Origin of the sequence: Pseudomonas taiwanensis, assembly GCF_013393345.1 — a bacterium.
GTDB classification, from domain to species: domain Bacteria; phylum Pseudomonadota; class Gammaproteobacteria; order Pseudomonadales; family Pseudomonadaceae; genus Metapseudomonas; species Metapseudomonas resinovorans_C.
In genome coordinates this window covers 446,983-460,343 of the sequence record NZ_QJRF01000061.1, presented here as the reverse complement: position 1 = coordinate 460,343, position 13,361 = coordinate 446,983, and the positions used below count along the sequence as shown (strand labels likewise).

Below are 13,361 nucleotides of genomic sequence, written 5' to 3'. Positions count from 1 at the left end.
GGGCGATTATAACGATGAAATGGACGGAATAGGGCGCTCGGTGTGACTTTTATTCATCCACCGGTCAGGCTGCCAACGCGCGGCGGCGCGAAGGTTGTCTGACGACCGGTGCGACGCGGGCGCTGGCGGGCAGCGGCTGGTCGAGCCAGGCGAGGCTGGTTTCGCTCACTTCCACCCAGTTTCCGCTGGCCGGACGGTCGGCACCGTGGTGCAGGCCACGGCAGATCCCAGCGTTGTCCACGAGGGCGAAACGGCGGCGTTGCGGGCGGCGGGCGAACAAGGACCAGAGAAGGAACATCATGACGACTCCTGTGGGGCTGGCGCCTTTATGCCAGCCGGGCGTGACAGGGGAATGACAGGAACCGCGTTCGCGGATGGCGGTCTGACATTGCATGGGAGCTGGCGCTCTGTCAGTACCTCGGCCGGGTGGTTATACTGCCGGCCGTTTTGCCTTCATTCCTGGAGAGATAAAAGCATGCTGAAACGCCCGTTGCTTGGCCTGCTGGCCGCCCTCAGCCTGACCCTGGTCGGCTGTGCCCTCAGCCCGCAACAACTCAGCCCGCAACCCAAGCTCACCGGCCCGCTGACTCCGGTTGGCCAAGGTCAGCCAGTGGTGGTGCGCGTGGCCGACGGTCGTCCTTCTCCGGTCCTCGGTACCCGTGGCGGCATCTATGCCGATACCAGCGCCATCAGCGTGCAGGGCCAGGACATCCTGCCGCGCTTGCAAGCCGAGGCCGAGGCCGCTGTGCGTTTGCTGGGCTTCACCCCGTCGCCGAACGCCTATAACGCCCCGCAACTGACCCTGACCCTGGCTGACCTGAAGTACCAGTCGCCCAAGGAGACCTATGTCACCGAGGCCAACATCAGTGCCAGTTTCCGTGTCGACGTGCAGAACAGCAGCCGCCGCTACAGCGGCAAGTACGGTGCCTCGCTGAACCAGCGCTTCGGTACTGCACCGAACCAGCAGACCAACACCAAGCTGGTGAGCGATGTGCTGAGCGATGCCATGACCCGCGCCTTCAAGGACCCGACCATCGGTCAGGTTCTGTCGCAGCAGTAAGCGCACCCCGCCTCGGAGAGCCCGGCCAAGTGCCGGGCTTTTTCTTGCCCCCGCAGTCCCTTGGGCTTTCATGACTCCGGCGGCATTCGTCGGAAGGAGCGAATGGGCAGGCCGCGGTTTCGGTAAACTCGCGTCTTTCCTATAGACCCCCCGGATCAGGGCGGGCAGATATTTGTCTTGCAGGTTGAGTGCACGGTGGCACCTCCTGAAGCGGAGTTCGAGATGTCGCTGCAGGCGCTTTGGGCCATGTTCCTGGCCCACCCCGCACAGGTCGTCAATGGCCTGGCCCTGTTCTTTGCTGGTGCTGGCGCCTGGGTGCTGCTGGCTACTCGTCTGCGGGAGCGGCGCTCCATCGCACGCCTGGCCGCCGAAAGCGATCTGGACGAAGCCACCGATATGCTGGATGAGGGCGCCCGACGCCTGAACCGCTTCTTCTACGCCTTCGGCTATTTCAGCCTGGCGGTGGCCTTGGGGGTTTCCTGGGCCAGTACGCAAATCTGATGCCATCGGGCTAAAACAAAAACGGCGACCCCAGGGTCGCCGTTTTTGCATTCCGAATCCGTGTTACAGGGGCAGTCCTGCCTTGATCCGGTACTGATTGCGTACGGGAGTGGCGTACTGCTGGATCAGGTAAGGGCGCTGCTCCTCGGGGCAGGCGTCGAGACGTTTCTGCCATTCGGCCTTGGCGCGGGCCAGTTCGTCGCCTTTGAACACCTCGGCGGCAGTCGGCACGCGCAGTTCAGGATCGCGTTCGCCCCACATGGCGTAGGCCAGGTAATGCACGGGGAACAGGCGATAACCGCCGAGAATCTGCTTGTCGATTTCCTGGGCCAGTTGTTTGGCGTCTTCGCTGGCGCTGCCGATCTCACTGCCGAAGGCAATGTGCACACGACCTTTGTAGCCGGTGATGCCCAGCGCAATGCTCGCATCGTCTTCCCCCGGAGCCTTGGTGTAGCTGCCGGTGCTGGCGCGGATCTGCAGCTCGCGGGCCTTGGCCTGGTCGCAGGGATCGTACTCGTAGCTGATGGACACCGGGATCAGGTGCAGGTCGCGAATCACATCAGCGAACGCCTCATCCTTGCGGCTCATGTGGAACATCTTGAGGATTGCCGAATCGGTACGGTCGTCACCGTCTTTGGCGCGGCCCTCGGCCTGCGCGATCCAGATCGATTGGACATCCTTCTGGATCGAATGATTGATGTACGCCGACAGCAGCTGGAAAGCCGCCAGCTTCTCGCGGCGCCCGGCGAGGTTGCGATGCACGATGAAGCTCTTGTTCAGGCGCATCAGGTCGCTGACGAAGGGCTTCTGCAGCAGGTTGTCACCGATGGCGATACGCGGCGTCGGCAGTCCGGCGTGGTACACGGCGTAGTTGACGAAGGCCGGGTCCATGACGATGTCGCGGTGGTTGGCCAGCAACAGGTACGCGGTGCCCGGCTTCAGGCGCTCGACGCCCGAGTAGGTCACGCCGTCGGTGGCGCGCTCGATGGTGTTGTCCACATAAGGCTCGATACGGTCCTGCAGTGCGGACACTGAATCGATGCTGGCGAACTCCCGGCGCAGCCGATGAGCTATAACAGGCTTGAGGAGCCAGCCCAGTGGCCCCGCCAGTTTCGGAAAACGATAGCGGGTGAGGGTGCCGAGGAAAGCGTCGTCGGCGAACAGGCGCGCAAGCACCGTCGAGACCTCGGCATCGTCATAGGGTCGGATGGCTTCGAATTCGCCCATTAGTCACTCTTGTTCTGGAATCGGCTGGGTATTGGGTGGAGGCCCCGCAGCACGGAGCCTGAAGTAGACCGGCGATTATACAGGCAAGTCACACGGGAGGCGGGATGCTGGAGACAGAGGACTACCAATGCCCCTATTGCGGCGAGCCGGCCGAAGCCGTGCTCGACCTTTCCGGTGGCGACCAGCAGTACATCGAAGACTGTCCGGTGTGCTGCCGGCCCATCCTGTTCCTGCTCTGGACCGATGGCCAGGACTGGAGCCTGGAGGTTCGCCGGGAGGATGACTGATGCGACGCGTCTATGAGCCCAGGGACATGATCGAAGCCGAACTGCTGCTGGGCATGCTCGCCAGCGAGGGCGTGGAGGCCCACCTGGCCGGTGCGCACCTGCTGGGCGGAATCGGTGAGTTGCCCATGTTCGGCCTGCTCGGCCTGCTGGTCGAAGACGAAGACGCCGAGCGCGCCAGCGGTCTGATCGCCGCGTACAATGCCGCGCAACCCTTGCCGGGCGAAGAGCCCGACAGTTACCCCGGGACTCTGCTCTGCTGAGGCCCGCACACCGACTGGCCACCTCATGTCTGGACGTTTCGCACTGTTCCGCTGGTCGCCCGCTCTGGCCGCCATTCCCGGTTTTCCCGCCGACCAAAAACCCCACTGGAACCTGGCGCCCGGCAGCCGCGTGCTGATGCTGCGCGAACTGGACGGCCAGCGCCGTGTCGACCTGGCCCGCTGGGGCCTGACGCCGGCCTGGCTCACCGATCTGTCGAAGACCCCGTCGCATGCCCGTATCGAAACCCTGGCCGACCAGCCGATGTTCCGCGAGCCTTTCCGCTCGCGGCGCTGCCTGATCCTGGCCAACGGTTTCTATGAGTGGCGCGGCGTGCGCAAGCGGCCTTACTGGGTCAGTGCCGAAGGCGGGACCCTGTTCCTCGCCGCGCTCTGGGAGGCCTATCCGGTGGGCGATGTGGAGTATCTCAGCCTGGCGATGATCACCCAGCCAGTCGCCGACCTGCGTCGCCCGCGGGTGCTGGACGAGGAGGGCCAGCGCCTCTGGCTGGCCGCCGATTCGACGCCGATGCAATTGCTGGAACTGCTGGCCAGGCCCGGCCCGCAGCTGCGCGAACGCGCCCTGGCGACCCTGGTCAACAATCCTAAGCTCGACGGGCCGGAGTGCCTGACACCGGCCTGATATCTCGCAGTACCAATCCCGGTCAGCTGTGTGTTGGGCTTCGCGGAGCTCAGCCACAACCTACAAGAGCAGTTCGCAGGCCAAAAAAAGCCCCTCGTGTGAGGGGCTTTTTCTTACACCTTGAACTGATTGATCAGCCGCCTTTGCTGCTCGGCCAGCTTGGTCAGCTCGGCGCTGGCCTGGGACGCTTCGTCGGCGCCGCCGGCGACTTCGTTGGCGACCTGGCCGATGTTGATCACGTTGCGGTTGATGTCCTCGGCCACCGCGCTCTGTTCCTCGGCGGCGCTGGCGATCTGCGTGTTCATGTCATTGATCACCGATACCGCCTGGGTGATGGACTCCAGCGCGTGGGCGGCCTCGTTGGCGTGCTGCACGCTGGTGTCGGTCTTGTCCTGGCTGTCCTGCATCACTTTCACCACTTCGCGGGTGCCGTGCTGCAGTTGCTGGATCATCGTCTGGATTTCTTCAGTGGCCTGCTGGGTCTTCTGCGCCAGGTTGCGCACTTCGTCCGCTACCACCGCGAAGCCGCGACCCTGCTCGCCCGCGCGGGCCGCTTCGATGGCCGCGTTCAGTGCCAGCAGGTTGGTCTGCTCGGCGATGCCGCGGATGGCGACCAGGATGGCGTTGATGTTCTCGCTGTCCTTGGCCAGGGTCTGCACCACGCCCACGGCCCGGCCGATTTCGGTGGCCAGGGCGGAGATGGCTTCGGCGGTGCTGTGGACGATGCGCTTGCCGTGGTTGGCCGCCTGGTCGGCGTGGCTGGCGGCTTCCGCTGCGTGGGTGGCGTTGCGGGCGACGTCCTGGGCGGTGGCGGTCATCTCATGGACGGCGGTGGCCACCAGCTCGATTTCCGCCAGTTGCTTCTGCACGCCCTGGTTGGTGCGGATGGCGATGTCGGCGGTGTGCTCGGAAGAGTCGCTGACCTTCTGCACCGAGGTGACCACCTGGCTGATCATCGACTGCAGCTTGCCGAGGAAGGTGTTGAAACCGCCGGCGATGGCGCCCATCTCGTCGGCGCGGTTGTTGTGCAGGCGCTGGGTCAGGTCGCCGTCACCCTTGGCGATGTCATCCAGCATGCCGACCATCTGGCGCAGCGGACGGGCAATGCCGTAGCCGACGAACCAGATCACCAGCAGGCCGAGGCCGGCGATCACCAGGCCCACGAGAGCCATGCCGAAGATATCGGCGTCGCGTTGCGTGGCGAGGTCGGTCTGGAGCTGCTTGAGGTCGCCGTATACGGCTGTCTGTGGCAATTGCAGGAAAAGTGTCCAGCGCACGCCGGTATCGGCAATGGTGAAGGGCATCAGCAACTGGATCTGCTCGCCATCGGCGCTGAAGGCCGGCTTGCCGTCGGACAGGTTCGTCAGTTGCCTGATCGCCTCGCCCGGAATGACCGTGTCGGCCGGTTCACCCAGCTTGCTGGCGTCTTTGGTGAAGGCTACCAGGCGGCCGTTGGCAGAGATCAGCGCCAGTTCGCCTGCACCCTCGTAAAGCTGGTTGTCGGCGTTGCGCAGCAGGTCCTGGATGAAGTCCAGCGACAGGTCGGCACCCACCGAACCGCGGAACTGGCCATCGACCAGGATCGGCGCGTTGAACGAGGACATCATGACCATCTTGCCACCCATTTCGTAGGGCGCCGGGTCGACGATGCAGGGGCGGCGTGTTTCCTTCGGGCACAGGTAGTACTCGCCCTCGCGGATACCGGTGGCCAACTTTTTCTGGCTTTCCAGTGTGTCGCCCATCGGCTCGACGGTCAGGGTGCCGTCGGCTTTGCGGTACCACCAGGGCATGAAGCGTCCGTCCTGGCTGAAGCCTTCAGCCGTGCGCCCGGCATACTCGCTGTCGCTTCCGGCGAAGGCGTTGGGCTCCCAGGCGGCGAAGGCATCCAGCAGTTTCGGGTTGTCGGTCACGGTGGCGCGTAGCAGTTGCGACATCTCTTCGCGCACCAGGCCCAATTCCGGTTGCCCGTCGGCGCCGGTCAGGCCCATCAGGCGGTTGGTGCTGGCCAGGCCCTTCACCACGGTCAGGGGATACTCCAGTTCCCGCTGGATCTGGCTGACCTGGGCGCGTGCCAGCGCCACCAGGCGTTCCTTGATGCCCTGTTCGAGCAGCGCCTGGGTGCGTTGTTGGACCAGTTCCTGGGTGCGGGCGCCGGAAAACAGCGCGTAGAGCACCAGGGCTGCGACCACCGCCAGCACACTGGCTCCTGCCAAGGCTGCGATGGAGAACTGAATGGACCTGAACTTCATGTGGGCTCCGGAATGCGATTTCACCGTGGTTCCTTATATCGGCCGCACTGTGAAATTTCCTAAGCCGCAGATGCAGATAAAAGCGCCGCATGCTTGTCTACATACGACGTGGTTGCCGGGTTTTCTGGCCAGCCGTAGCATTACCGACCTCGCAAAGAGATGGAGAGCCACCATGGCCAAGCTGTTTTACCTGTCCGGGCTGACTGCGGCCCTGCTCCTGGCAGGATGCCAGGCCGTCAATACCACCAGTGGCGGAGCAGTCGGCGTCGAGCGCAAGCAGTACATGTTCAGCATGCTGTCGAGCTCCGAGCTGAATCAGCTGTACGCCCAGTCCTACCAGCAGACGCTCACCGAAGCGCAGCAGAAGGGCGTGCTGGACAAGAACAGCAGCGACGCCCGCCGTGTCGACGCGATCGCCAAGCGGCTGATCGCCCAGACGCCCGCGTTCCGTCCGGACGCCGCGCAATGGGCCTGGGAAGCCAACGTGATCGACAGTGAAGAGCTCAACGCCAACTGCGGTCCGGGTGGCAAGATCATCGTCTTCAGCGGCCTGATCGATAAGCTCCAGCTCACCGACGATGAACTGGCCGCGGTCATGGGCCATGAGATCGCCCACGCGCTGCGTGAACACAGCCGCGAAGCCATGTCCAAGGCCTATGGCGTGCAGATGGCCAACCAGATCGGCTCGGTGCTCGGTGTCGGCCAGGCCGGCCTGGGGATGGCCAACGCTGGCGTGGAATACCTGATGACCCTGCCCAACAGCCGTTCCAACGAGAACGAGGCCGACCTGATCGGTCTGGAACTGTCCGCGCGCGCCGGCTACAACCCGAACGCCGCCATCACTCTCTGGCAGAAGATGGAGAAGGCCGGGGGCGGAGCGCCGCCGGAGTTCATGAGCACCCACCCATCGTCCGGCTCGCGCATGTCGTCACTGCAGGCCGCGATTCCCAAGGTGATGCCGTTTTACGAGCAGGCGAAGGGACAACGCTAGGAACATCCGGGTTGTCGGCGATCCCCGGCTGGCATCCCGGCAACCCGCGTTCTAGACTGCTCGCCGCCACCTCGAAGCGTCGAGGTGGCGAATCTCCAGCGGATGAGGAGTCGCAGTGAAAATCGCCGTACTGGGAGCAACCGGCCTGCTCGGCCATCACGCGGCACGGGCGGTGAAGGCCGCCGGGCACCGACTGGTGCTGATCCACCGGCCGACTTCACGGATCGAACGCCTGGCGTACCTGGAGCCCGAGTGCCGGGCCGCCGAACTGCTCGACCATGCCGGCCTCACGCGTGCACTCAGTGGTATCGATGGCGTGATCTTCTGCGCCGCCGGCTACCCGAAACGGCCGCGTCGCTGGCAGGAGGAAGTCTCCAGCGCCCTCGACCAGACCAACCATTTCTACGCGGCCTGCCTCGCTGCCCATGTCCCGCGCATTCTCTATACCGGCGCCGCGATTGCGCTGCCGCGACATCCCGAAGGCCTGCCGGGCCACGAAGGACTGTTCTACGAAGGAATGCCGCGCTGGAAGAACCCCTACCTGTTGAGCAAATGGGCGCTCGATGAGCAGGCCCGTGAGCAGGCGCGCAGTGGCCTGCCGGTGATCATCGGGATTCCTGGCATGTGCCTGGGCGAGTTCGACGTCGGGCCGAGCACGGGGCGCATCATCACCGCCATGGCGCAAGGCTGGATGACCCATTACGTACCCGGCCGGCGTAACTTGCTGGATGCCGCCGACGCCGGGCGCGGTCTGCTGCTGGCGCTGGAGAAGGGGCGGGTAGGCGAGCGCTACCTGCTCACCGGGCAGAACATTGAGCTCGCCGAGCTGACTGAACGTATCGCCAGACTGCTCGGGGTCCAGCCGCCGCAACCCATGCCGCTGGCGATGGCCAAGGGCATTGCCGTGCTCGGGCGTTTGCGCTATCGGCTGTCTGGCGAAATGCCGAAACTGGATGACACCGCCATCGCCGTAATGGCGGGTGGGCAGTTCCTCGATGGCAGCAAGGCGCGCAATGAGCTGGGATTCGTTGCGGAGACGCCGCTGGAGGTCACCCTGGAACGCACCATCGGGTGGTTCCGGGCCAACGGCTATCTCTAGTCAGGGGAGGGCTTTCTCGGCCAGGGGCTGGGTCGCAAGACCGAGTTGGGCGCGGAAGCTTTCCATGTCGAACATGGTGCAGATCTCCTGCACTTCACCCACGCTGTTCAGGGTCCAGAAGGCCATGGCCGAGATACTGAGGATCTTGTCGCTGGGCGGATATCCCAGGGCGGGCTTCTGGATGCTGCCGATCAGGGTGCACCAGGTCACCACCTTGTTGCCTTCGGCGATGCATTCCTCCACCACCACTTCCAGGTCCGGCATGGCGTCGCGGATGTTCGCCACCATCTGGCCATAGGCGGCGCTGTTCAAGGCGCGGCCGATGAAAGAGCTCTTGTAGAGGAAATCCTTGCTCTGAAGCTGCTCGGCCAGGGCCAGGCGACCCTTGTTCCACGACAGCTCGATGTGCTGGCGAACCAGCCGCTTCATATCGTCCAGTGACACGATGCGCTCCCCTGCGCCTTGATCCAGCGCGCCACTTTACCAGTACGGCCGTTCCAGCCATTGGCCGAAACGCCGCCGGTTGGTGGCAATTTCGCAGGATGTGGCGGGTTGCGCTCAACTTGAGCGGAGCGATACCCATCAATCCAAGCGGCTGATGGGTATCGCTGCGAGGGGCCGTCAGATGATTCCGCTGAGCTTCAGCGCTTCGTACACGGCGTAAACGGCCAGGGCCGCGAAGGCGACGGCAGCCAGGCGGCGGATCAAGGTCAGCGGCAGGCGGTCGGCGGCGAAGTTGCCGGCCAGCACCACCGGCACGTTGGCGATCAGCATGCCGAGGGTGGTCCCCATCACCACCATGACGAAATCCGGGTACTGGGCCGCCAGCATCACCGTCGCGACCTGGGTCTTGTCGCCCATTTCCGCCAGGAAGAAGGCGATCAGCGTGGTGACGAAGGGGCCGTACTTCTTCAGGCCGGATTCTTCGTCGTCATCCAGTTTGTCCGGCACCAGGGTCCACAGGGCCACTGCGGCGAACGAGGCGGCGAGGACCCAACTGAGGGTGGCGGCGGAGAAGAAGCTGGCAACCCAGGAGCCCACGGCGCCGGCGGCGAAGTGGTTGGCCAGGGTGGCAGCGACGATGCCCCAGATGATCGGCCAGGGTTTGCGGAAGCGGGCGGCGAGCAGAAGCGCGAGCAACTGAGTCTTGTCACCGATTTCGGCGAGGGCAACGATCAGCGTCGGGACGAAGAGGGATTCCAGCATCAGGGTTCCTACGGGGGCGGGTCGACTAATCACCATGACACACGCAATCTGCCCACCCCGGGTCAGGTTGTGTGTGTCATAGGTCTTGTCAAACCGCTGGCCTGTCTGTGCAGGCTCGGGGTCGCATGCGCCATGGTCTGTGGACCAAGTATGTTGACGCACGCCGGGCGAGCAGGGCGCTCGCGGGAGACTACTCCCCTAGGACGGGGCGCATTTTGCACAAGCCGGGTCGCCCCGGCAAGCACGAAATGCCGGTCGGTCAGTCGTCGCCGCCGCCGCGCACATCCATCTCCGAATAGCGCACCAGGCGGCTGCCTTTCTTCATGCGATAGCCCAGCCAGATCACGAGGAACAGCGGCAGGCTGATGTAGGTAGCGGCCAGGCCGGCCCAGTCGATCTTGTCGCCGAAGAAGGCCTGGTAGTTCTGCCCGAGGGTGATCAGCAGGCACAGGGTGAAGGCGAACAGCGGCCCGAAGGGGAACAGCTTGGCGCGATAGGGCAGGTCTTCCAGTCGCCCGCCCTGGGTCAGGTAGCCCTTGCGGAAACGGTAATGGGAGATGGCAATGCCCAACCAGGCGATGAATCCGCACATGCCGGAAGTATTCAGCAGCCAGGTGTAGAGGGTGCTGTCGCCCACGATGGAGGTGAAGAAGCACAGCGCGCCCACCAGGGTGGTGGCGTAAAGGGCGTTGCGCGGAACGCCGTTGGCCGACAGGCGTCCGAACAGCTTCGGTGCCTTGCCCTGCAGCGCCAGGTTGTAAAGCATGCGGGTGGACGCATACATGCCGGAGTTGCCGGCGGAGAGGATGGCCGTGAGGATCACCGCGTTCATCACGCTGGCGGCGGCAGCGAAACCGGCACGCTCGAAGAGCAGGGTGAAGGGCGACACGCTGATATCGCTGGCGTCGTTCTTCAGCAGGTTCGGATCGGTGTAGGGAATCAACACGCCGATCACGAAGATCGCCAGGATGTAGAACATCAGGATGCGCCAGAACACCTGGCGGATGGCGATGGGAATGTTCTTCTTCGGGTTTTCCGACTCGCCCGCGGCGATGCCGATCAACTCGGTGCCCTGGAACGAGAAGCCCGCGATCATCGCCACCCCGACCATGGCCTGCAGGCCGCCGACGAAGGGCGCGTCACCTTGGGTGAAGTTGCTGAAACCGGGCGATTCGATGCCGCCCATGATGCCGAAGATGGTGGCCAGGCCGATGCCGATGAACACCACGACCGTCACCACCTTGATCAGGGCGAACCAGAACTCGCTCTCGCCGAATCCCCTCACCGAGACGAAGTTGAGCAGGAACATCAGCCCGAGGAACAGGGCGCTCCAGTACAGGCCCGATACCTCTGGCAGCCAGAAACTCATGATCAGCTGCGCCGCCACCAGTTCCGCGGCGATGGTCACCGCCCAGTTGTACCAATAGTTCCAGCCCAGGGCGAAGCCGAAGCCATCGTCGACGAACCGGCTGCCGTAGGTGCTGAACGAGCCGGAAACCGGTATGTGGGCGGCCATCTCGCCGAGGCTGGTCATGAGGAAGTAGACCATCAGGCCGATCAGTGCATAGGCCAGCAGGGCGCCACCCGGGCCGGCGGTGGCGACGGTGGCGCCGGAGGCGACGAACAGACCGGTGCCGATGGAGCCGCCGATGGCGATCATGTTCAGGTGGCGGGGTTTGAGGGAGCGGTGCAGCCCATCCTTGGCGGGAGTGGCGCTGGCAGTGTTCAGATCGGTCACGAAAATCTCCAGGTCCCCCCGGTCGAAACCAGGAGGAGGGCGGCTATCGGGTGCCGCTTGAGTATGGATAAAAGGGCGGGGCCCGCCAGGTCAGCCCCGGCGGGCGCGGTAGATGCGGAAGCCATCACCCTCGGCGAGGGTCTGGCAGGGGCCGAGATGGTACTCGATAAGCGGTGGGTATTTGAGGAAGCTGTTGGCCACGATGCGCAGTTCGCCACCGGGCAGCAGGTGATTGCGAGCCTCCCGGAGCAGGTCCTCGCTGGCCTGGTAGTCGGTATGTACGCCCTGGTGGAACGGCGGGTTGCTGATGATCGCCGTCAGGTCGGCAGGAGCGCCGTGGATACCATCGGTGGCGATCACGTCGCCTTCCAGGCCATTGGCGATCAGCGTCAGGCGGCTGCTGGCAACGGCGAAGGCGTCCACGTCCAGCAGGGTCAGTTGGCTCTGTGGATAACGTCGCTTGAGCCACGCACCCAGCACGCCGGCACCGCAGCCGAAGTCCAGCAGGTGGCCATTGGGCAGGCCGTCCAGTTGCTGCAGCAGCAGGGCGCTGCCGCGGTCCAGCCGGCCATGGCTGAACACGCCGGGCAGGCTGACCACTTCCAGCGGGCCGTCGGCCAGGTCCAGCGAGTAGTGCTGGGCCAGGGTTTCCAGGTCGGGGGCGGCGGGGGCCTGTTCGATGTGCACCTGCCAGAGTTGGCAATGGCGCGCGCTGTCCAGCTTGCGTGGCTTGCCGAACGCAGCCAGTTGTTTGGCCGCGCGTTCGATGCCGCCGCGTTTCTCGCCGACGAGGAAGAGCTCGCCGCCGGGCAGGCGGGCCGCAAGCGCGGCGAGCAGGTAGTCGGCCAGCTCACGCGACTTGGGCAGGAAGAGCACCGCAGCGGTGAACGGGGTTTCCGGCGGCGTGGTGCCGAAATGGCTACGCCCGGCGAAGCGGGCTTCGAGGACTGCCTGGTCGCCGGCGTGCCAGCTCCAGCCGCTGGCCTGCGGCAGGGTGCCGAGCAGGTCGTCGGAGGGTAAACCGGCCAGCAATACTGCGCCTTGGAACAGATCGGCCTGTCGAAGCAGGACTTCGCTGCGTGGGTCCATCTAAAGGAGATCCTGATAAAAGCAGCGAATTTTATCAGGAAGTTGTAGGAACTAGCTGACGACTCTGACAGGCGATTCCTTCAACCAAGCAGCGCCGTTCTCCGCAAGTTGCTGCACGATGCGCTGCCGGGCCTCGCGACTGCCCCAGGCACTATGCGGGGTGACGATCAGGCGCGGGATATCGGGGGCCAGTAGCGCGTTGCCATCCCGAGGCGGTTCCTGGGTCAGCACATCCGTCGCGGCGCCGCCCAGATGGCCGCTGCGCAGCGCGGCGGCCAGGGCGTCTTCGTTCACCAGACCGCCACGGGCGGTGTTCACCAGCAGGGCACCCGGCTTCATCAGGGCGAGTTCGGCGGCGCCGATCATGTCGCGGGTCTGCTCGTTGAGCGGGCAATGCAGGGTCAGGGCATCCACCTGGGGCAAGAGTTCGTGCAGGGGCAGGCGATCGGCGCGAGGCGGGCGGCCCGGTAGCTGGCCAAGCAGCACGCGCATGCCGAAGGCCTCTGCAAGCTTTGCCACCGCGCCACCCAGTTCACCGTGGCCGAGCAGGCCGAGGGTCTTGCCTTCCAGCTCGAAGATCGGGAAATCCAGGAGGCAGAACTGGCTGGACTGCTGCCAGCGACCAGCGCGCACGGCCGCTTGGTAGTCCGGCAGGCTGGTGGTCAGGGCCAGCAGCAGCGCCAACGTGTGCTGGGCCACCGAGGGCGTGCCGTAGGCCTGGCAGTTGCAGACCGTGATGCCATGGGCGCGTGCCGCATCGAGGTCGATGTTGTTGGTGCCGGTGGCGGCCACCAGGATCAGCTTGAGGTCCGGATTGGCGGCCATGGCGGCGGCATCGATACGGACCTTGTTGCTGATCGCCACCTGGGCGCCGCGCAAGCGTTCGGCGACTTCATCAGTAGCAGTCTGCGCGTGCAGCTCCAGTTGGCCGAAGGCCTGCCGCAGCGGAGCCAGGTCGAGGTCGCCGAGGTCGAGGGAGGCGTGATCGAGGAAGACGGCGCGGCTGCTGTTCAT

15 protein-coding genes and 1 riboswitch are annotated in these 13,361 nt (G+C 64.8%); of the genes, 7 read left to right on the top strand and 8 right to left on the bottom strand.

Annotated elements, in window-relative coordinates; translation table 11 throughout:
• Nucleotides 1-64 precede the first annotated feature (64 nt).
• Nucleotides 65-301: a hypothetical protein gene (locus DM872_RS16590; RefSeq protein WP_373273719.1), complete on the bottom strand. Its 237-nt coding sequence runs from the start codon at nt 299-301 to the stop codon at nt 65-67.
• A gap of 174 nt (nt 302-475) precedes the next feature.
• Between DM872_RS16590 and DM872_RS16585 the strand changes: the two genes are divergently transcribed.
• A complete protein-coding gene (locus DM872_RS16585) occupies nt 476-1,060 on the top strand; it encodes a YajG family lipoprotein (protein ID WP_179060504.1) in 585 nt (194 codons plus the stop codon).
• A gap of 222 nt (nt 1,061-1,282) precedes the next feature.
• Nucleotides 1,283-1,561, top strand: coding sequence for a hypothetical protein (locus DM872_RS16580; RefSeq protein WP_179060503.1), 279 nt, complete (start codon nt 1,283-1,285; stop codon nt 1,559-1,561).
• Nucleotides 1,562-1,624: 63 nt separating this feature from the next.
• Here the strand turns inward: DM872_RS16580 and DM872_RS16575 are convergent, their stop codons facing one another.
• Nucleotides 1,625-2,788, bottom strand: coding sequence for a 1-acyl-sn-glycerol-3-phosphate acyltransferase (locus tag DM872_RS16575; RefSeq protein ID WP_179060502.1), 1,164 nt, complete (start codon nt 2,786-2,788; stop codon nt 1,625-1,627).
• A gap of 104 nt (nt 2,789-2,892) precedes the next feature.
• Between DM872_RS16575 and DM872_RS16570 the strand changes: the two genes are divergently transcribed.
• Genes DM872_RS16570 through DM872_RS16560 form a run of 3 tightly spaced genes read left to right on the top strand, consistent with a single transcriptional unit; the run spans nt 2,893 to nt 3,975 of the window.
• The gene (locus DM872_RS16570) at nt 2,893-3,075 is read left to right on the top strand and encodes a CPXCG motif-containing cysteine-rich protein (protein WP_028629947.1); all 183 of its coding nucleotides are present in this window, start codon (nt 2,893-2,895) and stop codon (nt 3,073-3,075) included.
• A complete protein-coding gene (locus tag DM872_RS16565) occupies nt 3,075-3,335 on the top strand; it encodes a putative signal transducing protein (RefSeq protein ID WP_077526297.1) in 261 nt (86 codons plus the stop codon). The genes DM872_RS16570 and DM872_RS16565 overlap by 1 nt, the downstream gene beginning before the upstream one ends.
• Before the next feature lie 25 nt (nt 3,336-3,360).
• Nucleotides 3,361-3,975 carry an SOS response-associated peptidase gene (locus DM872_RS16560; RefSeq protein WP_179060501.1) on the top strand — a complete coding sequence of 205 codons (615 nt, stop codon included), beginning with the start codon at nt 3,361-3,363 and terminating at the stop codon, nt 3,973-3,975.
• Between the two features lie 113 nt (nt 3,976-4,088).
• On the opposite strand, the gene DM872_RS16555 is transcribed toward DM872_RS16560, so the two are convergent.
• On the bottom strand, nt 4,089-6,224 hold the full coding sequence (locus DM872_RS16555; protein WP_179060500.1) for a methyl-accepting chemotaxis protein: 2,136 nt from the start codon (nt 6,222-6,224) through the stop codon (nt 4,089-4,091).
• Between the two features lie 172 nt (nt 6,225-6,396).
• Here DM872_RS16555 and DM872_RS16550 point away from each other — a divergent pair, with 172 nt between their 5' ends.
• Both DM872_RS16550 and DM872_RS16545 read left to right on the top strand, forming a co-directional pair.
• On the top strand, nt 6,397-7,215 hold the full coding sequence (locus DM872_RS16550) for a M48 family metallopeptidase (RefSeq protein WP_179060499.1): 819 nt from the start codon (nt 6,397-6,399) through the stop codon (nt 7,213-7,215).
• A gap of 115 nt (nt 7,216-7,330) precedes the next feature.
• Entirely contained in the window at nt 7,331-8,314 is a 984-nt protein-coding gene (locus DM872_RS16545) for an NAD-dependent epimerase/dehydratase family protein (RefSeq protein ID WP_179060498.1), read from the top strand.
• On the opposite strand, the gene DM872_RS16540 is transcribed toward DM872_RS16545, so the two are convergent.
• The 5 genes from DM872_RS16540 to DM872_RS16520 form a co-directional block, all read right to left on the bottom strand.
• Complete coding sequence (locus DM872_RS16540) at nt 8,315-8,758, bottom strand: ketosteroid isomerase-related protein (RefSeq protein ID WP_179060497.1); 444 nt, start codon at nt 8,756-8,758, stop codon at nt 8,315-8,317.
• A 177-nt stretch (nt 8,759-8,935) separates the two neighbouring features.
• A complete protein-coding gene (locus DM872_RS16535; protein WP_179060561.1) occupies nt 8,936-9,517 on the bottom strand; it encodes a TMEM165/GDT1 family protein in 582 nt (193 codons plus the stop codon).
• 93 nt (nt 9,518-9,610) lie between these two features.
• A riboswitch (yybP-ykoY riboswitch) is annotated at nt 9,611-9,731 on the bottom strand.
• A gap of 48 nt (nt 9,732-9,779) precedes the next feature.
• The gene (locus tag DM872_RS16530; protein ID WP_373273718.1) at nt 9,780-11,258 is read right to left on the bottom strand and encodes an amino acid permease; all 1,479 of its coding nucleotides are present in this window, start codon (nt 11,256-11,258) and stop codon (nt 9,780-9,782) included.
• 90 nt (nt 11,259-11,348) lie between these two features.
• Nucleotides 11,349-12,347 carry a class I SAM-dependent methyltransferase gene (locus DM872_RS16525; protein WP_179060496.1) on the bottom strand — a complete coding sequence of 333 codons (999 nt, stop codon included), beginning with the start codon at nt 12,345-12,347 and terminating at the stop codon, nt 11,349-11,351.
• Between the two features lie 51 nt (nt 12,348-12,398).
• A complete protein-coding gene (locus tag DM872_RS16520; protein WP_179060495.1) occupies nt 12,399-13,361 on the bottom strand; it encodes a 2-hydroxyacid dehydrogenase in 963 nt (320 codons plus the stop codon).

Bases quoted from the DNA above. Each gene is read 5' to 3' on its own strand.
- DM872_RS16590 (WP_373273719.1), bottom strand. From the start codon at position 301: ATGATGTTCCTTCTCTGGTCCTTGTTCGCCCGCCGCCCGCAACGCCGC.
- DM872_RS16585 (WP_179060504.1), top strand. From the start codon at position 476: ATGCTGAAACGCCCGTTGCTTGGCCTGCTGGCCGCCCTCAGCCTGACC.
- DM872_RS16580 (WP_179060503.1), top strand. From the start codon at position 1,283: ATGTCGCTGCAGGCGCTTTGGGCCATGTTCCTGGCCCACCCCGCACAG.
- DM872_RS16575 (WP_179060502.1), bottom strand. From the start codon at position 2,788: ATGGGCGAATTCGAAGCCATCCGACCCTATGACGATGCCGAGGTCTCG.
- DM872_RS16570 (WP_028629947.1), top strand. From the start codon at position 2,893: ATGCTGGAGACAGAGGACTACCAATGCCCCTATTGCGGCGAGCCGGCC.
- DM872_RS16565 (WP_077526297.1), top strand. From the start codon at position 3,075: ATGCGACGCGTCTATGAGCCCAGGGACATGATCGAAGCCGAACTGCTG.
- DM872_RS16560 (WP_179060501.1), top strand. From the start codon at position 3,361: ATGTCTGGACGTTTCGCACTGTTCCGCTGGTCGCCCGCTCTGGCCGCC.
- DM872_RS16555 (WP_179060500.1), bottom strand. From the start codon at position 6,224: ATGAAGTTCAGGTCCATTCAGTTCTCCATCGCAGCCTTGGCAGGAGCC.
- DM872_RS16550 (WP_179060499.1), top strand. From the start codon at position 6,397: ATGGCCAAGCTGTTTTACCTGTCCGGGCTGACTGCGGCCCTGCTCCTG.
- DM872_RS16525 (WP_179060496.1), bottom strand. From the start codon at position 12,347: ATGGACCCACGCAGCGAAGTCCTGCTTCGACAGGCCGATCTGTTCCAA.
- DM872_RS16520 (WP_179060495.1), bottom strand. From the start codon at position 13,361: ATGAACAGCAGCCGCGCCGTCTTCCTCGATCACGCCTCCCTCGACCTC.